The sequence below is a fragment of the Bacteriovorax sp. DB6_IX genome (assembly GCF_000447775.1).
GTDB lineage: Bacteria > Bdellovibrionota > Bacteriovoracia > Bacteriovoracales > Bacteriovoracaceae > Halobacteriovorax_A.
Genome location: NZ_AUNJ01000369.1, coordinates 1 through 18,382 on the forward strand (window position 1 = coordinate 1; position 18,382 = coordinate 18,382).

Consider the following 18,382-nt stretch of genomic DNA (forward strand, 5'->3'; position numbering starts at 1 on the left):
CACGAAGGTTTTCAAAACATATAGCTAGGCATAACTGCAATTATACCTAGCTATAAAACATGTTACATTCTAACAACAAACATGGCATGTTCCAGGTTTTCACGTGAGCACATAACATATTTAAACAATCGTTTATTTATGTAAGTAAAAAAATATTAAGACAGGTATTCTTTTAGGAATCCTATAAGATCATTCTTTTTAAATGGCTTTGTCAGGTGTCCATTGAAGCCGAGTTGATGATATTCATCTAATTGTTCTCTAAAAACATTGGCAGTAAATGCGTAGACTGATGTTGGCCTAATCCCATTCATTTTCTCAAATTCTCGAATTTCCTTTAAGGCCTGGACACCATCACAGTCTGGCATCTGAATATCCATGAGAACCATATCGTAAGTATTTCTTTTGACCAGTTTAATTGCCTCATGTCCATTGCTGGCAATGTCTGGGCTAATACCTAGCTTCTTCATATAGAGTTCAATTAATTGCCTATTACTTTCTTCATCATCCACAACAAGAACTCTCTTGTCCTGGTACTCTCCCTCAGTTCTAGCTTTCGCTTGAGAGGTATCTTGCTCAGGGGCCTGGACCACATCAAAGCGAAGATCAAAATAAAAGAGTGATCCCTTGCCGTATTCTGATTCCACATGAATACTTCCATGCATCAGCTCAACCAGTTTCTTTGTGATAGAAAGTCCTAGACCTGTACCACCAAACTTTCGACTAATTGAATTATCGGCCTGGCTAAATTGGTCAAAGATTTGTGAGACCTGATCTTTCTTTAAACCAATTCCCGTATCCTTTACTGAGAAGCGAAGTGTTTGCGAGTCAACACCTTCTTTTCTCATCTCAACATCACAATGAACAGAACCGACAGAAGTAAACTTTATCGAGTTTCCAATGAGATTAATGAGAATTTGACGGATACGTATTTCATCACCATTAACATAGTCACTCACATTATCTGCGATCTTTACACTAAAATTGAGGTTCTTTTCTTTGGCCTGAAAGCGAAAAATCTCTTCAACACTCTTGCACATCTCTTTAATTGAGAAGTCCGTCATCTCAAGCTTGAAGTCCTCTGATTCAATCTTAGAATAATCTAGGATATCATTAATTAGGGCCAAGAGATTCTCACTTGAGTTAAGTGCGGTCTTAGTGAATTTATCCTGGCTCTTATCCAGAGATGTCTCAGAGAGTAAGCCTAGGAAACCAATAATTGATGTTAGCGGAGTACGAATCTCATGGGACATTGTGGCCAGAAATGAAGTCTTGGCCTGAGAAGCTTTACGGGCCTCGAGAGTTCTTTTTTCCAATTGTTCCTTGAACTTCTTCTCTTCATTAGTATTAATCGCAATAGTACAATAGAGATTCTCTTCCTTTTCGTTAATCGAATCGATCTCAAAAGAGATTGTTGAAAAGTGATCTTGATGATGTCCGTCGAGGAATTTGAATTCTTTCTTGACGACTCCGCTCCCCTTTTCAAGCATATTATCTATTTCGTAGAAGGCCTTATTCCATTGTGAGTGATAAGACTGCTTAGAGATTTCAGCGATTGGCACCACATTGAATTTTGTATTGAAACTATTACTCGTCTCAACGATATCACCATTTTTCTTTCTAATAACAATTCCCATAGGAGCATGCTCTAAGAAACTCTTAAAGATAATGGCCATACTTCTAATTGGATAAGATAAATTGTTGGCCAGTAGGAAGATAAGCAAGAGCCCGACAAAGGCCGCCACAATTCCCACCAGTGATATGAGAACAGAGTTCTTCTTCAGCTGATTAGCAGTTGAAAAGGTAGAGATGCCGGCCACGATAATACCGTTCTTTGAGCGATCCACGCTGACTTTGTAAGGCATTACGATTTCGTTAAATTGAATATCTGAACAGCAAGTCTTCTTCGTTATTTGATAGCTATCTTCTGTTAAGCGATTAAAAATATGACGATAGTTTTCGACATCAAATTGAAGTTCCTTTTGAAGATGGGCCCTTGTACTCTTGGCCACCGCACGACCTGTATCATTAATAATATAGATGTAGAGAAGACTCTCTTCCTTTTCTAGGAGACTATCGGCAAAGACTTGTGCATGATACTTACCCGAAAAAGAAATCCTATTGATTGAAATCTTAAGGATATTAGTAATACTTCGCGAGAGCTCTTTTTCCGAATGACCAAGAGTCTCTTTAAATAGAGAGCGGTTCACAAGTAGGATCACGAGAATAATAGAGATCAACAGTATGAAAAAGGATACTGCGATTTTGACGTTGATATTGTCGAATTCTCGGGTACTAAGTTTATTCATCTCTAGTAGGTCTTATAATTATTATTCCAGAAAACACCGCGTTTCCATGGTTTTTCGAATGCCTTGGGAACCTTTCCCATCCAACCGGGATAGCGAGACATTGTTTCTTTAGTAATTGGGAAGGTCGGGATCAGGATCTTGCCTGGAATCGATTTCCCAAGAAGCTTATCATAGGCCACGGCCATACTCTTTCTTCCAATATCCCCACAAAATTGAGCTGAATCTATTATAGTATTTCTTGAGGCCTTGATATTCTTGACAGATTTAGGATCACCATCAATTGTCGCGACTAAGACCTCATCTCTGCCCGCATTTTGTAGAGCATCTACGATAGGAAGACCACCGCCATCATTAACTGTGAAGATCGCATCAATACTTCCTTTCTTAGAAAAGTCATTGAGGATATCATTTCCGGCCTTACGGCCACTGATAGGCTCGACTGCTTGATAGGCCTTAAGAATCTTATAGGCCTGTTTATTATCGTTAAGAGCATCAAAGAAGCCATCAACTCTTTCAACTGTTGAGGAGACAAGAGGATACTCAACAAGGAGTAGTTTTATCATATGCTTGTTGGCAAACTTCGAAGCGAGATACTCTCCTGCAAGATAGCCGGCCTGGTAATTATTCGAAGTTATATAGCTGTCTAACTTTCCTGCAATGATATATTGGTCATAGGCAATGACAGGAATCTTTTTTCGGTTGGCCTTTTTTAATGGTTTAACAAGAGCGGCGTTATCAGTTGGCTGAACAATAATGATATCGACATTATCGTGATCAATCATTTTATGCATTTGCTTAACTTGCTTATCAACACCGGCACTACCATCACCAGCAACATATTTAATGAGCTTGACCATAGGCTTTCCGGATTTCTTAGCTTCAGCATTAATTCTCTTGGCCTCGGCTTCAAGCCCTCTGGCCATTTTGACTTGGCCCTCTATATTCATTGACCAATAAAGAACACCAACACGATATTCTTTCGCAAAAATAAATATTGGAAGTAGTAGTACTAGAAAGTACTTAAAAAGATATTGCATGCCTTATCCCTATATATGAACATTTCCATAATTATAGACTAAGACTAATATTTAAGCAGTAAATTTATTTAGCTGACCGCCAGTTCTCTTCCAAGCCCTACACCAGGGTAAAGCCTTGAATTTGCACCAGGATAGGCATAACCATTGATCAAAACTCGCCTTGGAGAGTCACTAAGATTCACCGATGAGCTATGGATTGTATAAGGGCCAAAAAGGGCCAAGTCACCAGGTTGAAGATTTAACGAGACCTTCTCCATTTTTTCAATCTTTTGAAGAAGCTCTTTATTATTTTGAAGGTCTAGGTGACCCTCTTGATTACTATGGGGAATGAAGACCAGTGGCCCATTATTTTCATTCATCTCATCTACGGCCACAACTGTTTGAACGTAACTTCCACGTCCATCTACATCCTTCCACATCTCAGTTCCATAACGTCGATGTTCACTATCTTGATGCCATTTAAATTCGATTCTTTCTCCAGGCATCTTGAAGTGGGCCTGATTGATAATTTGATTGAGAACCCCAGTGTTTAAAATATCACTGACTGGATTTAAAATCCTTTCATCCTTAGAAAAATCCAACAGATATTTTTCTTTCCCACCACACCAGACGATACGATTGAGCCCGCCTTTTTCAAAGACAAAGTGGCTTCCTTCTATCTCTTGAGTATTTCCATCCAATCCCTTGGCAAGGTCGTAGAGATTTTCAAAAGAAGACTGAACGCTCTTCATTTCCTCGGCCTTAAAGACACCTTTAATAATTAGAAATCCCTTATTGTAGAATTCCTGGACTTGTTCTTGTGTGAGTGATTTTAATTCCCAATTCTTTTTCATAGGGAAATTATAACATTCACCCTAGGCCAAAGCTTAGGGTGAAAAAATTGACATATTTTTTATTGGACTTAACCTACTATAACAGTATGTTAAGCATTCTTCTTAGAGGCTCTGCCGCCCCCCAAAGAAGCTGATCCCCAGAAGTGAAGATATTCAGGTATTCATCACCAAGATTCATTTTTCTAATTCTACCAACAACTGTCTTAAGACTTCCCGAGACATAGCGAGGACAGAGCTTTTCTCTTGTGGCCTCTGGTGTATTTTCTACAACTTCAACCCATTCACTTGAGCTTTGAATCATTTCTTCAATAGTCTTAATCTCAACTGACTTATTAAGTTTAATTGTTAGGGCCTGAGAGTGAGATCTCAGTGCTCCAACACGAACACATGTCCCATCAATAGGAATTGGATTCTCTTGTCTGCCTAGAATTTTATTCGTCTCGCTAAAGGCCTTCCATTCCTCTCTGGTCTGACCATTTTCAAGGGCCGAGTCAATCCAAGGAATAAGATTTAAGGCAAGTGGTGCCCCGAAACAATCAGTGTTGATCTCATGGGAAGAAAGTAACTTACTCATGGCCGCATCTAATTTTAGGATATCTCCATCCATCATATGAGCGGCGTTATTTCCGATCACTTGCATTTGAGTCAAAAGCTCTTTCATATGTCTTGCGCCTCCACCTGAGGCCGCTTGGTATGTCATTGAAGTCATCCACTCAACAAGATTTTCATTAAAAAGTGATCCCACTCCCATAAGCATTAAAGAAACGGTACAATTTCCTCCGACAAAATCTTTAATTCCCTTTTCAATGGCCTGATCAATCACATTTCGATTCACGGGATCTAGAATAATGACAGCATCTTCATTCATACGAAGAGAGCTAGCAGCATCGATCCAATATCCATTCCAATTAGATTGTCTCAGTTGTGGGTGAACTTGTTTTGTATAGTCGCCACCTTGACATGAAATGATAATATCCATTTCTTTAAGTGACTCAATTGAGTTAGCATCGAGAAGTGTGTAATCAACACCATCAATTGATGGCCCTTTTTGACCGGCCTGAGATGTCGAATAGAAATGTGGAGTGATTTTCTTAAAGTCACCTTCAGTCTTCATTCTGTCTAGAAGTACTGAACCAACCATTCCTCTCCATCCGATAATACCAACATTCTTCATTTTTCTTCCTTATTTAAAATAGTCTTAATGAGATTACTCTTTATTAAAACTCTAAAGCTATTTGAATGGCAAATGGAAAGTTGACGCATTCTGAATTGTCCCTTAGACTTATATTGTTCCGAAGGGGTGCATCTTTCAGATAACTGTGTCGAGGAATGTAAAGCATGTTTAGAACATGTTCTTAAGACACACAGTAAGGGGAAAGTTGCCGAAGCTTAATTTTGAACTTTACACAGAATCGAGCTGGTTACCAAGGGAGAAACCTTGGGACTGTCACTATTAAAAATAGTGGAGCACTTCGGGAATTGATTCTAATTTCGATTAATTCCCATACCCTTCACAAACATTTATTTACAAATTATTTCTTTATATAAAGGAAGTTTCGATGAGCGAAAAAATCATTGTTGCCAAATTTGGTGGAAGTTCTATGGCCGATCTCACGGCCATGAAAAGAAGTGCCTCTGTCTCACGTGATCAGAAGGCCAATGTCGTCGTTGTCTCTGCAGTCTATGGTGTCACAAATCTTCTCATAGCTTTATCTGAGAATGCTTGTAAACATGCCTGGGAAAATGTCGAACAAGTCTACGATGAAATCGTCCTTAAGCATCATAGCATTCTTGAACAAATGCAAGCTGATGATACCCTTTACTCGCAAGTTGATGAACTTCTCAAACAAGCAAAGACTCTCGCACACGGAATGTTTCTTTTAAGAGAGTGCTCACTCAAGGCCTATGACTCGCTAGTCTCACTTGGTGAGAGACTATCATCGACGATCTTTGCTCAGGTATTAGCTAATGAATATACTGGTAAAGATGTACAGTGGTTTGATGTTAGAAAGGTCATGCGTACAGATGATGACTATACTAAGGCAAAACCACAGATTGAAGAAATAGCACAACTTTGTAATAAGCATCTTATTGACGCTAAATATGGAAATACTGTCTTTGTCACTCAAGGGTTTATAGGTTCTACGAGTGATGAAATGACAACAACTCTTGGTCGCGGAGGAAGCGATTACTCTGCAGCACTTCTTGCTGAAGGACTCGGTGCGGACATTCTCCAAATCTGGACTGATGTGGCCGGAATCGCCACAACAGATCCACGCATTGTTCCTGAAGCAAGGCTCTTAGGAGAGATTACATATTCAGAAGCAGCTGAGCTTGCAACTTTCGGGGCCAAGATTTTACATCCAACAACTCTAACACCGGCCTTAAGAAGTAATGTCCAAGTCTTTGTAGGATCAAGTTATGAGCCAAATGAACCTGGGACATGGATTAAAACAGAAACAGAGTCGACACCACTAGTAAGGGCCATGGCCATGAGAAAGGGTCAGTCACTCCTAACGTTATCAACACCAAAAATGCTACATTCTCACGGTTTTCTCTATGAAATCTTCAAAGTTTTTAATGATTTTAAGGTCAGTATTGACTCAATCACGACTTCCGAAATCTCAGTGGCCCTTACATTAGATGATTCAACACTTTTAAATAGCAAAATCATAGAAACTCTTGGTACACTTTGTGATGTCAAAGTAGAAGAAGGGTTAAGTTTAGTGAGCCTTATTGGAAATGATATCAACCATACGCCAAATCTCGCCGCTAAAATTTTTAATTCACTCGAAGGCATCAATGTAAGAATGATTTGCCTTGGTGCTAGTAAGCATAATTTCTGCTTCTTAGTAAAAGAATCCGAAGCCACGGAATGTATTCAAAGGCTTCATAAGGAATTCATCGGATGAAAATAGCATTACTTGGTAAAGGAAAAACAGGTTCAAAGGCCTTAGAGTTAATCTCACAAAGAGATGATCTAGAAGTCACAATTTTTGACTCTAAGAACACTCCTACTAAAAGCAAATTAGAAGGTCATGATGTGGTCCTCTCATTTTTGACTGGAGATATATTTCTTCAATATATGGATGAAATTAGCCAGTCAGGAATATGCGTAGTATCAGGTTCTACTGGTTTTGAATGGACTCCTGAAAGACTAAAGCTAGTTGCTGATTCAAAGGCCGCTTGGATACATTCTAATAACTTCTCTTTGGGGATGAATCTCATCAAGCAGATGATCAATATACTCTCCAAAGCTGATGCCTTATTTACAAACTCTAACTTCTCTATTCACGAGATTCATCACACTAAGAAACTCGATGCACCAAGTGGAACAGCAAAGGCATGGCAAGATTGGCTTGGCCATGACTCACAGATGACATATGAGAGAATTGGTGATGTTGTCGGAACTCATGAGTTAACTCTAGAAACAGATAATGAAAAAATATTTCTTCGACATGAAGCCCTTGATCGCAAGATTTTTGCCGAAGGTGCACTTTGGGCCTGTGATCAAGTTCTAAGACTTGAGCCTGGACTTCATGACTTTTCAAACGTAGCTCTCAAAGCTTTAAGCGAGGATAAAAATGACTAATATTAATTCAACTCCCCTATGGACGGCGGTTATCACGCCAATGAACGAAGACGGAAGCGTCGATTACTCATCTCTAGAGAATATCCTTAAAGCGCAAGATAGCGCAGGTAATGGAATCCTCATTCTTGGATCTACAGGAGAGGCGCTCAATATTGATGAAGAAGAGGCCAGAAGTGTTCTTGAATTCACTTGTAAATTTGAAAGAAAAGTTCCCCTTATGTGTGGGATTGGTGGAATAAATTTAAGAGAAACGCTTAAATGGACAGACTACCTAAACACATTGGAAATCGACTGTTATCTCGTAGTGACTCCACTCTATGCAAAACCAGGAGATGAAGGACAATATCAATGGTTTAAGGCCATCCTCGATCGTGCGCAAAAACCATGTATGCTCTACAATGTTCCAAGTCGTACAGGAAAAGATATGTCATTCTCGGCGGTAGAAAGACTTAATTCCCACAAGAATTTCTGGGCCATTAAAGAGGCCTCAGGATCAGTCGAAAGATTTGCAGAATATGTTAAGGCAGCAGGAGAGAATCCTCGTGTTTATAGTGGAGACGATGGAATGCTACCAGACTTTGCAAAAATTGGGTGTGTTGGACTTGTTTCAGTGGCCGCGAATGTATGGCCAGAGCAAACTCATAAGTACACTCAACTTGCTCTCACACAAGAATTAAAAGAGATTGATCTTTGGGTAAGCGCTACTAATAATCTCTTCGTGGCCTCAAACCCAATTCCAGTGAAATGGTTAATGGCACAGGCAGGACAAATTAGTAACGGAACTCTTAGAGCTCCCCTAACACTAGATGATATGTGCAAGAAAGATGAGGTCTTGGCCTCTCACAATGAAATTAATAATTGGTTTAAGAATTATAAATAATCGGAGTAAATAATGGATTGGAAAGAAATTTTAAAAGGACTTGAAGAAGGAACTCTTAGAGCTGCAAATAAAGTTGACGGGAAATGGGTTGCTAATACTGAAGTTAAACAAGGTATTCTAGAGGCCTTTAAAAATGGAAATAATATTAATCAAGATGAATTCTCATGGCCTGGTTTTGTCGATAAACACAATATTCCAGCGAGGAAATTTACAACGGAAGATGGCGTAAGAATGGTACCGGGTGGCTCAAGTGTGAGAACAGGAGCCCACGTTGCAAAAGGTGTTATTATCATGCCACCGGCCTATATTAATATCGGGGCCTTCGTAGATGAAGGAACAATGGTTGACTCACATGCCCTAGTTGGATCATGTGCTCAGATAGGAAAGAATGTTCACCTCTCTGCAGGAGTTCAAATCGGAGGTGTTCTTGAGCCAATTGGACTTGCTCCCGTTATTATTGAAGACGGTGCTTTCATTGGGGCAGGAGCCGTTATTGTTGAAGGTATTCAAGTTCTAAAAGAAGCTGTTATCGCTCCAGGAGTTATCCTCTCTAAAGGTGTTCCTGTCTATGACTGTGTCCACGGAAGAATTCTCGATAAGGGAGAGCCAATCCCAGAAAGAGCAGTTGTTGTTCCAGGAACAAGACCTGTAAGTGATAAGCTTCCTTGGGCAAAAGAGATGGGGCTCAATATGAACTGCGCGATGATTATTAAATATCGCGATGAAAAATCAGACGCCTCACTAGAGCTTGAAAGCTTTTTAAGATAATTATAAGGATTTAAACATGCCAGAGTTTACTCAATTTCTAGCTAAGCACAAAGAAGACCTGCAAAAGATCATCAAGAGACTCGACTCTTCTTTTTACTTCTATGACTTAGATGAACTAGAAAAACATCTCACTTATATGAGAGATCATAAGGACGATGATGTGAAACTCTGGTTTGCCTGTAAGGCAAATCCCCTCTCATCTATATTAAAACTCATTCGCAATCTCGGCCTAGGTGTCGATGTTGCCAGCCTTGGCGAGCTTGAACAAGTTGTCAGCGCTGGAGTGAAATCAGAAGATATTATATCTACTGGACCAAGTAAGTCTCGCAAGTATATTAGAAGTCTCTTAAAGAATGAGATTAATAGTGTTGTTGTTGAAAGTCTCTATCAACTTGAATGGCTCGAAGAACAAGCGCGAGAAGAAGGTGTTAAGGCCAAGGCCCTTTTAAGGGTTCAACTTCCTTGGGATGAAGGGAAATCAGTTCTTGGTGGAAATGAGATTACGGCCTTTGGGATGGATAAGGCCGCTTGGGAAAAAGTAAATCTTAAGCACTACCCCAATGTTGAAGTTATTGGCTTCCACGTCTTTCAGTGGGGAAATATTCTCGAAGTATCCCAGCTAGAAAAGATTTGGGACAAGACCTGTCTCGAAGTCAAAGATCTTGCTCAAAAGATGGAGGCCTCGCTCGAGGTTATCGATCTTGGTGGTGGTCTTGGAATCCCTTATCAAAATGAAAGTAAGACAATCGACTTTAAAGATATCAACGATGTCTTAGTTAAGCTTAAGGCCAAGCACGGATTGAATAAGATCTGGATGGAACTTGGTCGCTTCGCAGTTGGAGAATGTGGATACTACCTCTCTCAGGTTATCGACAGAAAGACCGTGAGAGGGAGGGAAATTCTTGTCTTAGATGGTGGAACAAATCACTTGGCAAGACCTGCTCTTACTGGTCAGGCCTTTCCTTGTCATGTTCTAAAAGAAGATCCCTCAACTGAGACCAAGGAGTTTCATGTTCACGGCCCTTTGTGTACAGCGATAGACAAACTCGGAGTTTTCAAACTTCCAGAGAACGTCGACTATGGAGACTGGCTGATATTCTCACAGGCCGGTGCCTATGGCTTCACAGAGGCCATGCCGTTTTTCCTATGTCACAACCTCCCTGCTGAAGTCGTAAGTTATAAGGGAGATATAATGACTCCACGAGGAATAAAAACGAGCTCCGACTGGTTAGTTTAGAATTCTGTGCTATCATATTGCTATGAAATTAAAATTATTTCTTAGTCTCTTCTTAGTCTCGCAATTAAGCTGGAGTCTCACTCTAGCGGTTGAGGACTCATGGCCGCCATTTTCTGATAAGAATGGTAATGGTTACTCAAAGCAGATTATTCTGGCCGCCTTTAAAACAGTTGGTTTGACTCCAAAATTTAAGGTTGCCCCTTATTCTAGGGCCCTTAGCATGGCCAAAAATGGCGACGCTGACGGTTGTTTTAATGTGACGAAACAACATACAACTTCCCAGACCTATATCTTTGGTAAGACGCCTATCTTAAAGGCCAGTGCATCATTCTATGTTAGGGCCGGTGAGTTTTCGCAATTCTCTAAAATGGATGCGATTCCAAAAGACTTCAAGATTGGTGTCATCAATGAGTACGAATATGGAGATGAGTATGAGAAGCATCGCCACCGCTTAGATGAGATCAAAGTCAAGAACCAGGCCCAACTCATTCAAATGTTACTAAGAAAGCGTATTGATGGCGTCATCCTCTTTGATGAGGTGGCCAAGTACACTTTAAAGAAAATGAATCTTAAAAAGAGTTTGATTGAACCTAGGTTTACCAATCACACTTCAGAGATATTTGTGGCCTTCTCAAAACTCAATCCAAGAGCGACAGAATATGCTAGGAAACTTGATATGGGCCTAGAGAAGATTATTAAAGATGGAACTTATCTCGCAATCTTCTCTAGAAAAAATGATTATATTGATTAAACTTCTTCCATCCAAATAACATTGAGAGTTTTCTCATCATGGCAATTTGCGACAGCGTCCTTTGGGGCCTTCTTTACTTTGATAACTTTAAACTTCTTTTTAGGAGGAAAGAGAACTTCCTGCTCTGATTTATAAGCCGAAATCATTCCAATGAATTTTCCCGTTTTAGACTTGATCCTGAATTTAACATTGCCCTTCCAGCAGAAGTCTTTTTTCTTAGAAGTTGAAGTATAGGCCTTAAATGTTTTGATTTTTCCAACTCCAAATCTCGAAATAGACTTCTTCTTCTCAAATCTTACAACCTCACCTTTAAAGTTAGGAAGTTTATCAAGACCTGTATTGATAACATCAATAAGCTTTCCATACTTCTTCTTGTCGGCCACTTTCCCCGATCTCAAGGTTCTATTCAAGTGCTTATAAAAATCATTCGTCGTATAACCGTAGATTCCCAAAACCTCTTCAACTAAGAGTGTATTGTAGAGCTTCTTTGAGTAGTCTTCTAAGCTATCGCAGACAGAATCTTTTTTGTAGTTATAGTAACTATCAGCAGTACTCTCACTTAGGGCTTCATAAAAAGCTTCCTGCCCTTCGTTTGTCATATCATAACAAGCTTGAGTACTCGTAATTGCGCTCAAACCTAATAAAAGAATGATGAAGATTTTTTTCATTGTGCTCTCTCTATTGTTTCTCTGTTGTTTCTTAATTTTTTTTGATTTGCAGGGATATAACATAAATAAAAACCTGATGGATTTTTTTGCAGGATTTTGTAAAAGTTACTTCCACTATGCACTTCAAGACCGTAAAATTAATGAGTTCTAGGAGATAAAATGAAGAAGGAAATTATTAAGATCGATGAAGTCGTGAGCTCACCGCTGAATTTATATAAGTATGAACTCACAGGAATATCCGAAGGTAAAACAGTCTATATTCAGGCCAATGTCCATGGGGCCGAAGTTCAAGGAAATGCTGTTATTTACAAGCTCATTGAAAAACTCAAGAATATTTCATTTTCTGGAAAGATTATCTTCGTTCCCCAGGCCAATCCCTATGGCATCGGACAAAAGGCCGGAACATATACTCATGGTCGCTTCAACCCAGTCACTGGTGATAATTGGAATCGTATGTATATCGATTTCTTCAAATTGGATAAGGGTGCTGGTAAAATAAATTTAGATCAATTTGTCCTAGAGCACGGCCACAAGAGCGAAGAAGAAATTGTCTCACTCTACAAGGACCTCATCGCACAAAAAGTCTCTGAATACCGTGACTTCCATATGGCCTATGGCCCAAATGAGAATAAGAATGTCTTTATTAAGTTACAAGAGTTAGCAAGTCAGGCCGACATTGTCCTTGACCTACACACAGCACCAGTTGGCACTCGCTATATCTACTCCCCAGAATACTTACGCGACAAATGCGTTGATATTAATTTTGCACATTATATTATTATCCCCAATGAATTCGGTGGCGCCATGGATGAGGCCACATTCAATCCTTGGATAAAGCTCTACGATAAACTTAAAGAAAAAGGTAGAGTCCTCACTCACCTCTTTGAGGCCTATACAGTCGAGCTAGGTGGAGAAGAGTATATTAGTATGAGTGACGCAGAAGATGATGCCGACAATATCCTCAATCTTCTTAGTGCAAGAGGAGTTTTAAACGATTACAAAAGCACAGTCACAAAACCAAAGATGCACTTTTGTCCGCTAAAGGATTACAAGATGTATCGCGCTCCTCATGCAGGTCTAGTCGAATACCATGTTGGGCCAGGACAAGAGTTTAAGGCCAATGACTTACTCGCCACACTCTATCGCTTTGATAGACTCGAAGATCTTGAGGCCTCAAAAACAGAAATCAGGGCCAATACTCGTGGGATTGTCATTAACCATATTCCAACCAGTAATGTGAAGATGGGAATGGACCTTATCGAGTGTTTCACCTATCTAGACTAAGGTTTATTGAATTGCGTCAGCGACATTTACATTTCTTTTACAAAAGGATTGCCTTCATTTTGCTACCATAATTTTGGAGGCAATTATGAATGCAAAATATAATTTAAAGAATATTAACTGGCTCAACTCTATCTTTCTCCTAGGTAGTCCAATAGTCGCGATATTGGGAAGCTGGTATTGGCTGGCAACAGATGGTTGGTCATGGAGTATCTTCGCTCTGGCCTTTATCTTCTGGGTCATCACAGGACTTGGTATCACAATGGGATATCATAGACTCTTTTCTCACCGTGCCTACAAGGCCCATCCAATATTAAGGGCACTCCTACTCATTGCAGGAGGCTGCGCTGTTCAAAACTCCGCTCTAAAGTGGTGTAATGATCACAGAGTACATCACGGTAAGGTTGACACTCCAGAGGACCCTTACAATATCAATGAAGGCTTCTTCTATGCTCATATGGGCTGGATCCTTCTCAAGGAAGAAATTGGCGATTACCGCTATTCTAAAGACCTTCTCAATGACAAGATGGTGATGCTGCAGGATAAGTACTATATGCCCATGATCATCTTCTTTAGTTTCCTTCTACCAGGAATCATTGGACATTTTGTGGCCGATTCATTCTTAGGAGGATTCTTCTTTGCTGGATTTGCACGAGTCGTCTTCGTTCATCATGGAACGTTTTTTATTAACTCTCTTTGCCACGTTCTAGGATCTAGACCTTACGACAGAACCCAAACCGCAAGAGATAGTTGGTTCACAGCACTCTTTACCTTTGGCGAGGGTTATCACAATTATCACCACGCCTTTCAAAGTGACTATAGAAATGGAATTCGTTGGTACCACTTCGATCCAAGTAAGTGGTTAATCTTCTCTCTCCAATACTTCGGGCTAACATCTTCACTTAAGAGAATGAAGCCAGAAGATATTATGGCCAAGATGATTGCCGCCAATGTTGACAAGGCCACGGCCAAAGATAATTTCGCCACAGAGACGGCCCAGTACCTGTTAGAGAAATCTAAGGATCTTGTTAAGAAGATTAAAGGTCAACGAGGAATCGACAATTCAGAACTTCTAGAGCAACTTAGGCTCCTTCTTAATCAGAGCCGATACTTACATACTTAATATGCATAAATATGGTTGGCGGCCTCTCCCTGCCAACCATTCTTGCTAAAAATCTGTACCTTTACTCGCGTTTTCAACATTGAAAATTTCTTAAAACTCACCTGATTTCATCAAAATATTCACCAAGAAAACGACTCTTAATATTTTCAATCAAATTCAATTTAGAATGAATTCATTAATGGACATAGGAGAGAGTATGAGACTAACAAGAGCAATTATAAAGAAAGTTTTAATCACATCACTCATTGGGTCATTTACCTTTGCTCAATGTATCGTTCACTACAAGCGTGAGGCCTGTGGAGGGCAACACCGAAATGGTAAAACAAATCAAGTGATGAGTTTTAAGAAATGTGGGGGAACTGCTGAGTGTGACAAGGAAAAGGCCGCAACAAGTTTGAGTGAGTGTCAGGCGGCAGCGCTTAAGGCCTGTGCGAATAAGCGTTATGATATTACTAAACTTAAAGTCATTACTGCCACTTGGAACGGAGCTGCTATTCAGGATGCTCATGGTAATAGCGATTTCTGTTTAAAGTATGCCAATAGAGATAAGGAATTCAATCGTTGCTCTCAATAACATTTAAAACTGCTCCACTTCTGTGGTGTTAAAAATTTATCAGAACTAATCAAATATAAACAAGGAGCTTGAGAGCTCCTTGTCATTTTAAGTAGATACTCAAAACTCAAAATACACACCTTGCATAAAGCAGTTATGATTTATAACTGCCCAATTTCTACCTGTAATTCTTCCACTAAAACAAGCTTGTCATCAAAGATGGCCGCTACAAACGAGCCTGTGACTCTCGAAAAATTCAACGCTTCAGATGCAAGGCCTGTGGTAAGAAATTCTCTCGAGCGACTTTCAGTTTTGAAAGGTATCAAAAGAAGCGACGTGTGAATCACCGAATTTATCGCATGCTCTGTGATCGCTCCTCCATGAGAAGTATTTCTCGCGAACTCAATATCAACTACAAAACAGTCGCAAGAAAAGTTCAGTACCTAGCGGAAAAATCACGTAGAAGGCAGAGAAAGTTTTTGAAAAAACTAGAGAAGTCCCAAGTTCAAAATATGCAATTTGATGATCTGATAACTTTAGAGCATACCAAGATGAAGCCTCTAAGTGTAAGTCTTGCAGTAGACAAGAAGCGCCGCCTTGTCCTTGGGGCGGAGGTTTCAAGAATTCCCGCCTTTGGTCACCTAGCCAAAAAATCAAAGAAGAAATATGGATTTAGGGAAAATCACCATGAGCGAGGGCTCAATCGTTTGATGGAAAAAATTTATCGAACAATTGATAGAGATGCTTTGATTGAATCAGATGAGCACAATACTTATCCAAAAATAGTCGCAAAATATTTTAGCTCACAAGAGCACAAACGCTACAAGGGAGGGAGATCTTGTGTGGCTGGGCAAGGTGAACTCAAGCGCCAGCACTTTGATCCACTTTTTACACTGAATCATACGTGCGCCATGTTTCGTGCTCATATTAACAGGCTATCAGAAAGAGTTGGTGCTCAACAAAGAGAGTCGATATGCTGCAAGCGCATTATCGACATTCTTTATTTGTTTTTATAATCTGGATTATCTGGGTGGGCTGAACCCCACGTAAGTGGAGCAGTTTAAAAGCCCTTAATTAGTTTGAAGGCCTTCTGGGCCAAGCGCTCCGGTCGCCCTCCAACCGCGAGGATCTCCTGAGAGTCTTCAGACTCCTGAATAATCACAGGCCTTAAAAGACAGTGATAGTGTTGCTGAAGCCAAACAACCTTCTGCTGATCACTCAATTTATCAAACTTCTTCTTATTCTTTTTAAAGAGTGAGCTTCTATAATTGATAGGATACTCCTCTCCTTCAAACTCTCCCCACTGCTCAAGTTGTTCTTCACTTGGTGGATAATCGCGAAAGTCAAAGAATTCGTACTCGACTTCTGCCTCATCGAGAATTTCGAGGAGCTTTTCATTTTGCTCACAATTTCTAATGCCATAGATTTTATAAAATTCTTCCATGCCTTAGATTTAACATGACTTCTCAGAAGAAATCAAAACAAAAAAGGGAGGACAATGTCCTCCCTTCTTGGAATTTATTAGCACTTTCGATTCTAATTAGAATCTGAAACCAACACCAAGACCGATAATGTATGGGTTGATATCAACTTCTGCAGTTACAGTTCCATTTGAGAAAGTTTCTACTTCTACGTCAGTTGATAGGAATAGTTTCTTAACATCAACGTTGAAGTAAATATTGTCTCCAATCTTATAGTCTGCACCAACTTGTAGAGCATAACCTAGAGAGTTATCATAAGTGATGTTCTTTACAACACCTTGAGGCTCCTCTCCGTAGAAGATTGTGTAGTTTAAACCAGCACCAACATATGGCTTAAAGTTCCCCATTTCGTGGTGATACTGAGCTAGAAGAGTTGGAGGAAGTAGTGAAACATCTCCAAGATCTAGTGTATTAAGTGACGTGTTATACGCGCTTGCTTCATGAGTTGCTGTTGCAAGAATTAACTCAAAAGCAAAATTCTTATTAACAAAGTATGAGATATCAATCTCAGGAACTGACTCATTGTTTAGCTGGACTTCTCCACCAATAGCACTTGGTGTTCCTTCTTCATCTGGCATTACCTGGATTGCTCTTACTCTGATCATCATGTTTCCATCTTCAGCAGCAAGTGCAGATGGTGCGCTAGCAAAAAGTGACGCTGCCGTCATTGCTAAACAAAGTAGTTTTTTCATGTGTACTCCTTTTTTAATTTTCCTTGATTAGAAATTAATTCTTTGGAGTCGATTGCGATATTTGTTCAATCACAATCAAACATGATTTAAAACAGTTTAAGAACTACTTGAAAATAGCTTCAATCAGCGGCGCTTGATATATATCTCTTTCCCTAAACAGATCATGCTTAGCCCCTTTTAAAAGACGTTCATGACAATTGGGAAGCTTATCACAAAAGCTTTTCATCACTTCGATATCGACCACTTCATCATGACTTGCTCTAAAAATCATAATGGGCATCCTTAAGTTTTCCACTTGATCAAGATTTTTGGCCACTCTTTGATAGGCAGCTTCTACCCATGAAAAGGTATTGCCGTAGGATCTAAGCTCAGGTCTTCTTTGATAAATATACTTAGCATAATTATACCAACTCTTAGATGTCGTTGATTGATTTGTCGAACTAAAGGGCGGATAGTTATTACTGCCCTGGCCAAAAGCAAAGGCCTTAGAAAAACCAAGCCAATTAATAAATCTCACGGTTTGATACAAGAGGCTATCGGGAAGCTCTGGCCCCAAGAAGCGAAGCATTGGTGAGCTAAGAATGATTTCTCTTATATTAACAGTGCCACTGGCGGCTACCTTTTTGGCATAATCCAAGGCAATGAGACCTCCCATGGAGTGGGCAATGAATCGAACCCTCTTTTTCTTCAAATTTTCCTTATTCAAAAAAACCTGGTTTAAAACGAGATCTATTGTTTCTAGGTAGAGATCAAAATCTTTGATATAAATCTTCTTCTGATCGAGTTGACTCTTGTTAAGAATCCTTTGCGACTCTCCCTGATTAAGATGATCAATGACAAGAACACTTTCTCTTGTTGAGACTTTCTGCGCTAACTCTAGATACATAAAGAGTGGTTCTTGATTACCGGGTAAGATAATCGTTAAATCATCACCTGCTCTTTCAAAAAAGCAGTAATTTATTTTATAGCGAGTTTTTTTATCAGGTTTTAAAAAGGCCTGCCTTTGGCAAGTCTTGTAAAGCTCATTATTCTTTTCAAATCGTTGCTGATCATTATCGCTTGCAAGAACAGTTGCTGAAAAACTCAATACCATGACACCTATGGCGCCAATAATCAAAATCCCCTTCATAGGCCGCTTTCTCCGATGTGTAGCAAGTGAAAGTTCTTCCTACTTTTACCC

18 protein-coding genes and 1 riboswitch are annotated in these 18,382 nt (G+C 39.7%); of the genes, 10 read left to right on the forward strand and 8 right to left on the reverse strand.

Features of this window, described 5'->3' with window-relative positions; genetic code table 11:
* Positions 1–155: 155 nt before the first annotated feature.
* From M901_RS16615 to asd, 4 genes are all read right to left on the reverse strand, one after another.
* Complete coding sequence (locus M901_RS16615; protein ID WP_081653437.1) at positions 156–2,306, reverse strand: ATP-binding protein; 2,151 nt, start codon at positions 2,304–2,306, stop codon at positions 156–158.
* A 2-nt stretch (positions 2,307–2,308) separates the two neighbouring features.
* Positions 2,309–3,343: a sugar ABC transporter substrate-binding protein gene (locus tag M901_RS11465; RefSeq protein WP_021278373.1), complete on the reverse strand. Its 1,035-nt coding sequence runs from the start codon at positions 3,341–3,343 to the stop codon at positions 2,309–2,311.
* A gap of 68 nt (positions 3,344–3,411) precedes the next feature.
* Positions 3,412–4,176, reverse strand: coding sequence for a phytanoyl-CoA dioxygenase family protein (locus M901_RS11470; RefSeq protein ID WP_021278392.1), 765 nt, complete (start codon positions 4,174–4,176; stop codon positions 3,412–3,414).
* 76 nt (positions 4,177–4,252) lie between these two features.
* Complete coding sequence (gene asd, locus M901_RS11475) at positions 4,253–5,350, reverse strand: aspartate-semialdehyde dehydrogenase (protein WP_021278385.1); 1,098 nt, start codon at positions 5,348–5,350, stop codon at positions 4,253–4,255.
* A 113-nt stretch (positions 5,351–5,463) separates the two neighbouring features.
* Positions 5,464–5,657, forward strand: a riboswitch (Lysine riboswitch).
* A gap of 78 nt (positions 5,658–5,735) precedes the next feature.
* Between asd and lysC the strand changes: the two genes are divergently transcribed.
* From lysC to M901_RS11505, 6 genes are read left to right on the forward strand one after another with little or no spacing between them, the layout of a single operon-like run.
* A complete protein-coding gene (lysC, locus tag M901_RS11480) occupies positions 5,736–7,088 on the forward strand; it encodes a lysine-sensitive aspartokinase 3 (RefSeq protein WP_021278371.1) in 1,353 nt (450 codons plus the stop codon).
* Positions 7,085–7,768 (forward strand): 4-hydroxy-tetrahydrodipicolinate reductase, encoded by a 684-nt coding sequence (locus M901_RS11485; protein ID WP_021278391.1) that lies wholly within the window; start codon positions 7,085–7,087, stop codon positions 7,766–7,768. The genes lysC and M901_RS11485 overlap by 4 nt, the downstream gene beginning before the upstream one ends.
* Positions 7,761–8,648, forward strand: a complete 888-nt coding sequence (dapA, locus tag M901_RS11490) for a 4-hydroxy-tetrahydrodipicolinate synthase (protein WP_021278366.1) — start codon at positions 7,761–7,763, stop codon at positions 8,646–8,648. Before M901_RS11485 ends, dapA begins: the two co-directional genes overlap by 8 nt.
* A gap of 12 nt (positions 8,649–8,660) precedes the next feature.
* The gene (locus M901_RS11495; RefSeq protein WP_021278396.1) at positions 8,661–9,416 is read left to right on the forward strand and encodes a 2,3,4,5-tetrahydropyridine-2,6-dicarboxylate N-succinyltransferase; all 756 of its coding nucleotides are present in this window, start codon (positions 8,661–8,663) and stop codon (positions 9,414–9,416) included.
* A 16-nt stretch (positions 9,417–9,432) separates the two neighbouring features.
* Positions 9,433–10,653, forward strand: coding sequence for a PLP-dependent decarboxylase (locus tag M901_RS11500; protein WP_021278379.1), 1,221 nt, complete (start codon positions 9,433–9,435; stop codon positions 10,651–10,653).
* Between the two features lie 22 nt (positions 10,654–10,675).
* A complete protein-coding gene (locus M901_RS11505; protein WP_021278383.1) occupies positions 10,676–11,404 on the forward strand; it encodes an ABC transporter substrate-binding protein in 729 nt (242 codons plus the stop codon).
* On the opposite strand, the gene M901_RS16620 is transcribed toward M901_RS11505, so the two are convergent.
* Entirely contained in the window at positions 11,401–12,072 is a 672-nt protein-coding gene (locus M901_RS16620; RefSeq protein ID WP_021278364.1) for an ADP-ribosyltransferase, read from the reverse strand. The genes M901_RS11505 and M901_RS16620 overlap by 4 nt on opposite strands.
* A 159-nt stretch (positions 12,073–12,231) precedes the next feature.
* On the opposite strand from M901_RS16620, the gene M901_RS11515 reads away from it, so the two are divergent.
* The 4 genes from M901_RS11515 (at position 12,232) to M901_RS11535 (ending at position 16,045) form a co-directional block, all read left to right on the forward strand.
* A complete protein-coding gene (locus M901_RS11515; RefSeq protein WP_021278380.1) occupies positions 12,232–13,356 on the forward strand; it encodes a succinylglutamate desuccinylase/aspartoacylase family protein in 1,125 nt (374 codons plus the stop codon).
* Positions 13,357–13,441: 85 nt separating this feature from the next.
* The gene (locus M901_RS11520; protein WP_021278386.1) at positions 13,442–14,476 is read left to right on the forward strand and encodes an acyl-CoA desaturase; all 1,035 of its coding nucleotides are present in this window, start codon (positions 13,442–13,444) and stop codon (positions 14,474–14,476) included.
* A 196-nt stretch (positions 14,477–14,672) separates the two neighbouring features.
* Positions 14,673–15,050 carry a hypothetical protein gene (locus M901_RS11525; protein ID WP_021278387.1) on the forward strand — a complete coding sequence of 126 codons (378 nt, stop codon included), beginning with the start codon at positions 14,673–14,675 and terminating at the stop codon, positions 15,048–15,050.
* Between the two features lie 317 nt (positions 15,051–15,367).
* Entirely contained in the window at positions 15,368–16,045 is a 678-nt protein-coding gene (locus M901_RS11535; RefSeq protein ID WP_021278388.1) for a hypothetical protein, read from the forward strand.
* Between the two features lie 44 nt (positions 16,046–16,089).
* Here M901_RS11535 and M901_RS11540 read toward each other — a convergent pair whose 3' ends face one another.
* The 3 genes from M901_RS11540 to M901_RS11550 all read right to left on the reverse strand — a co-directional run bounded on the left by M901_RS11540 (position 16,090) and on the right by M901_RS11550 (position 18,331).
* Complete coding sequence (locus tag M901_RS11540) at positions 16,090–16,473, reverse strand: ArsC/Spx/MgsR family protein (RefSeq protein WP_021278372.1); 384 nt, start codon at positions 16,471–16,473, stop codon at positions 16,090–16,092.
* 96 nt (positions 16,474–16,569) lie between these two features.
* Complete coding sequence (locus M901_RS11545; protein ID WP_021278367.1) at positions 16,570–17,202, reverse strand: OmpW family protein; 633 nt, start codon at positions 17,200–17,202, stop codon at positions 16,570–16,572.
* A gap of 103 nt (positions 17,203–17,305) precedes the next feature.
* On the reverse strand, positions 17,306–18,331 hold the full coding sequence (locus M901_RS11550; RefSeq protein WP_021278389.1) for an alpha/beta fold hydrolase: 1,026 nt from the start codon (positions 18,329–18,331) through the stop codon (positions 17,306–17,308).
* Between the last annotated feature and the right edge of the window lie 51 nt (positions 18,332–18,382).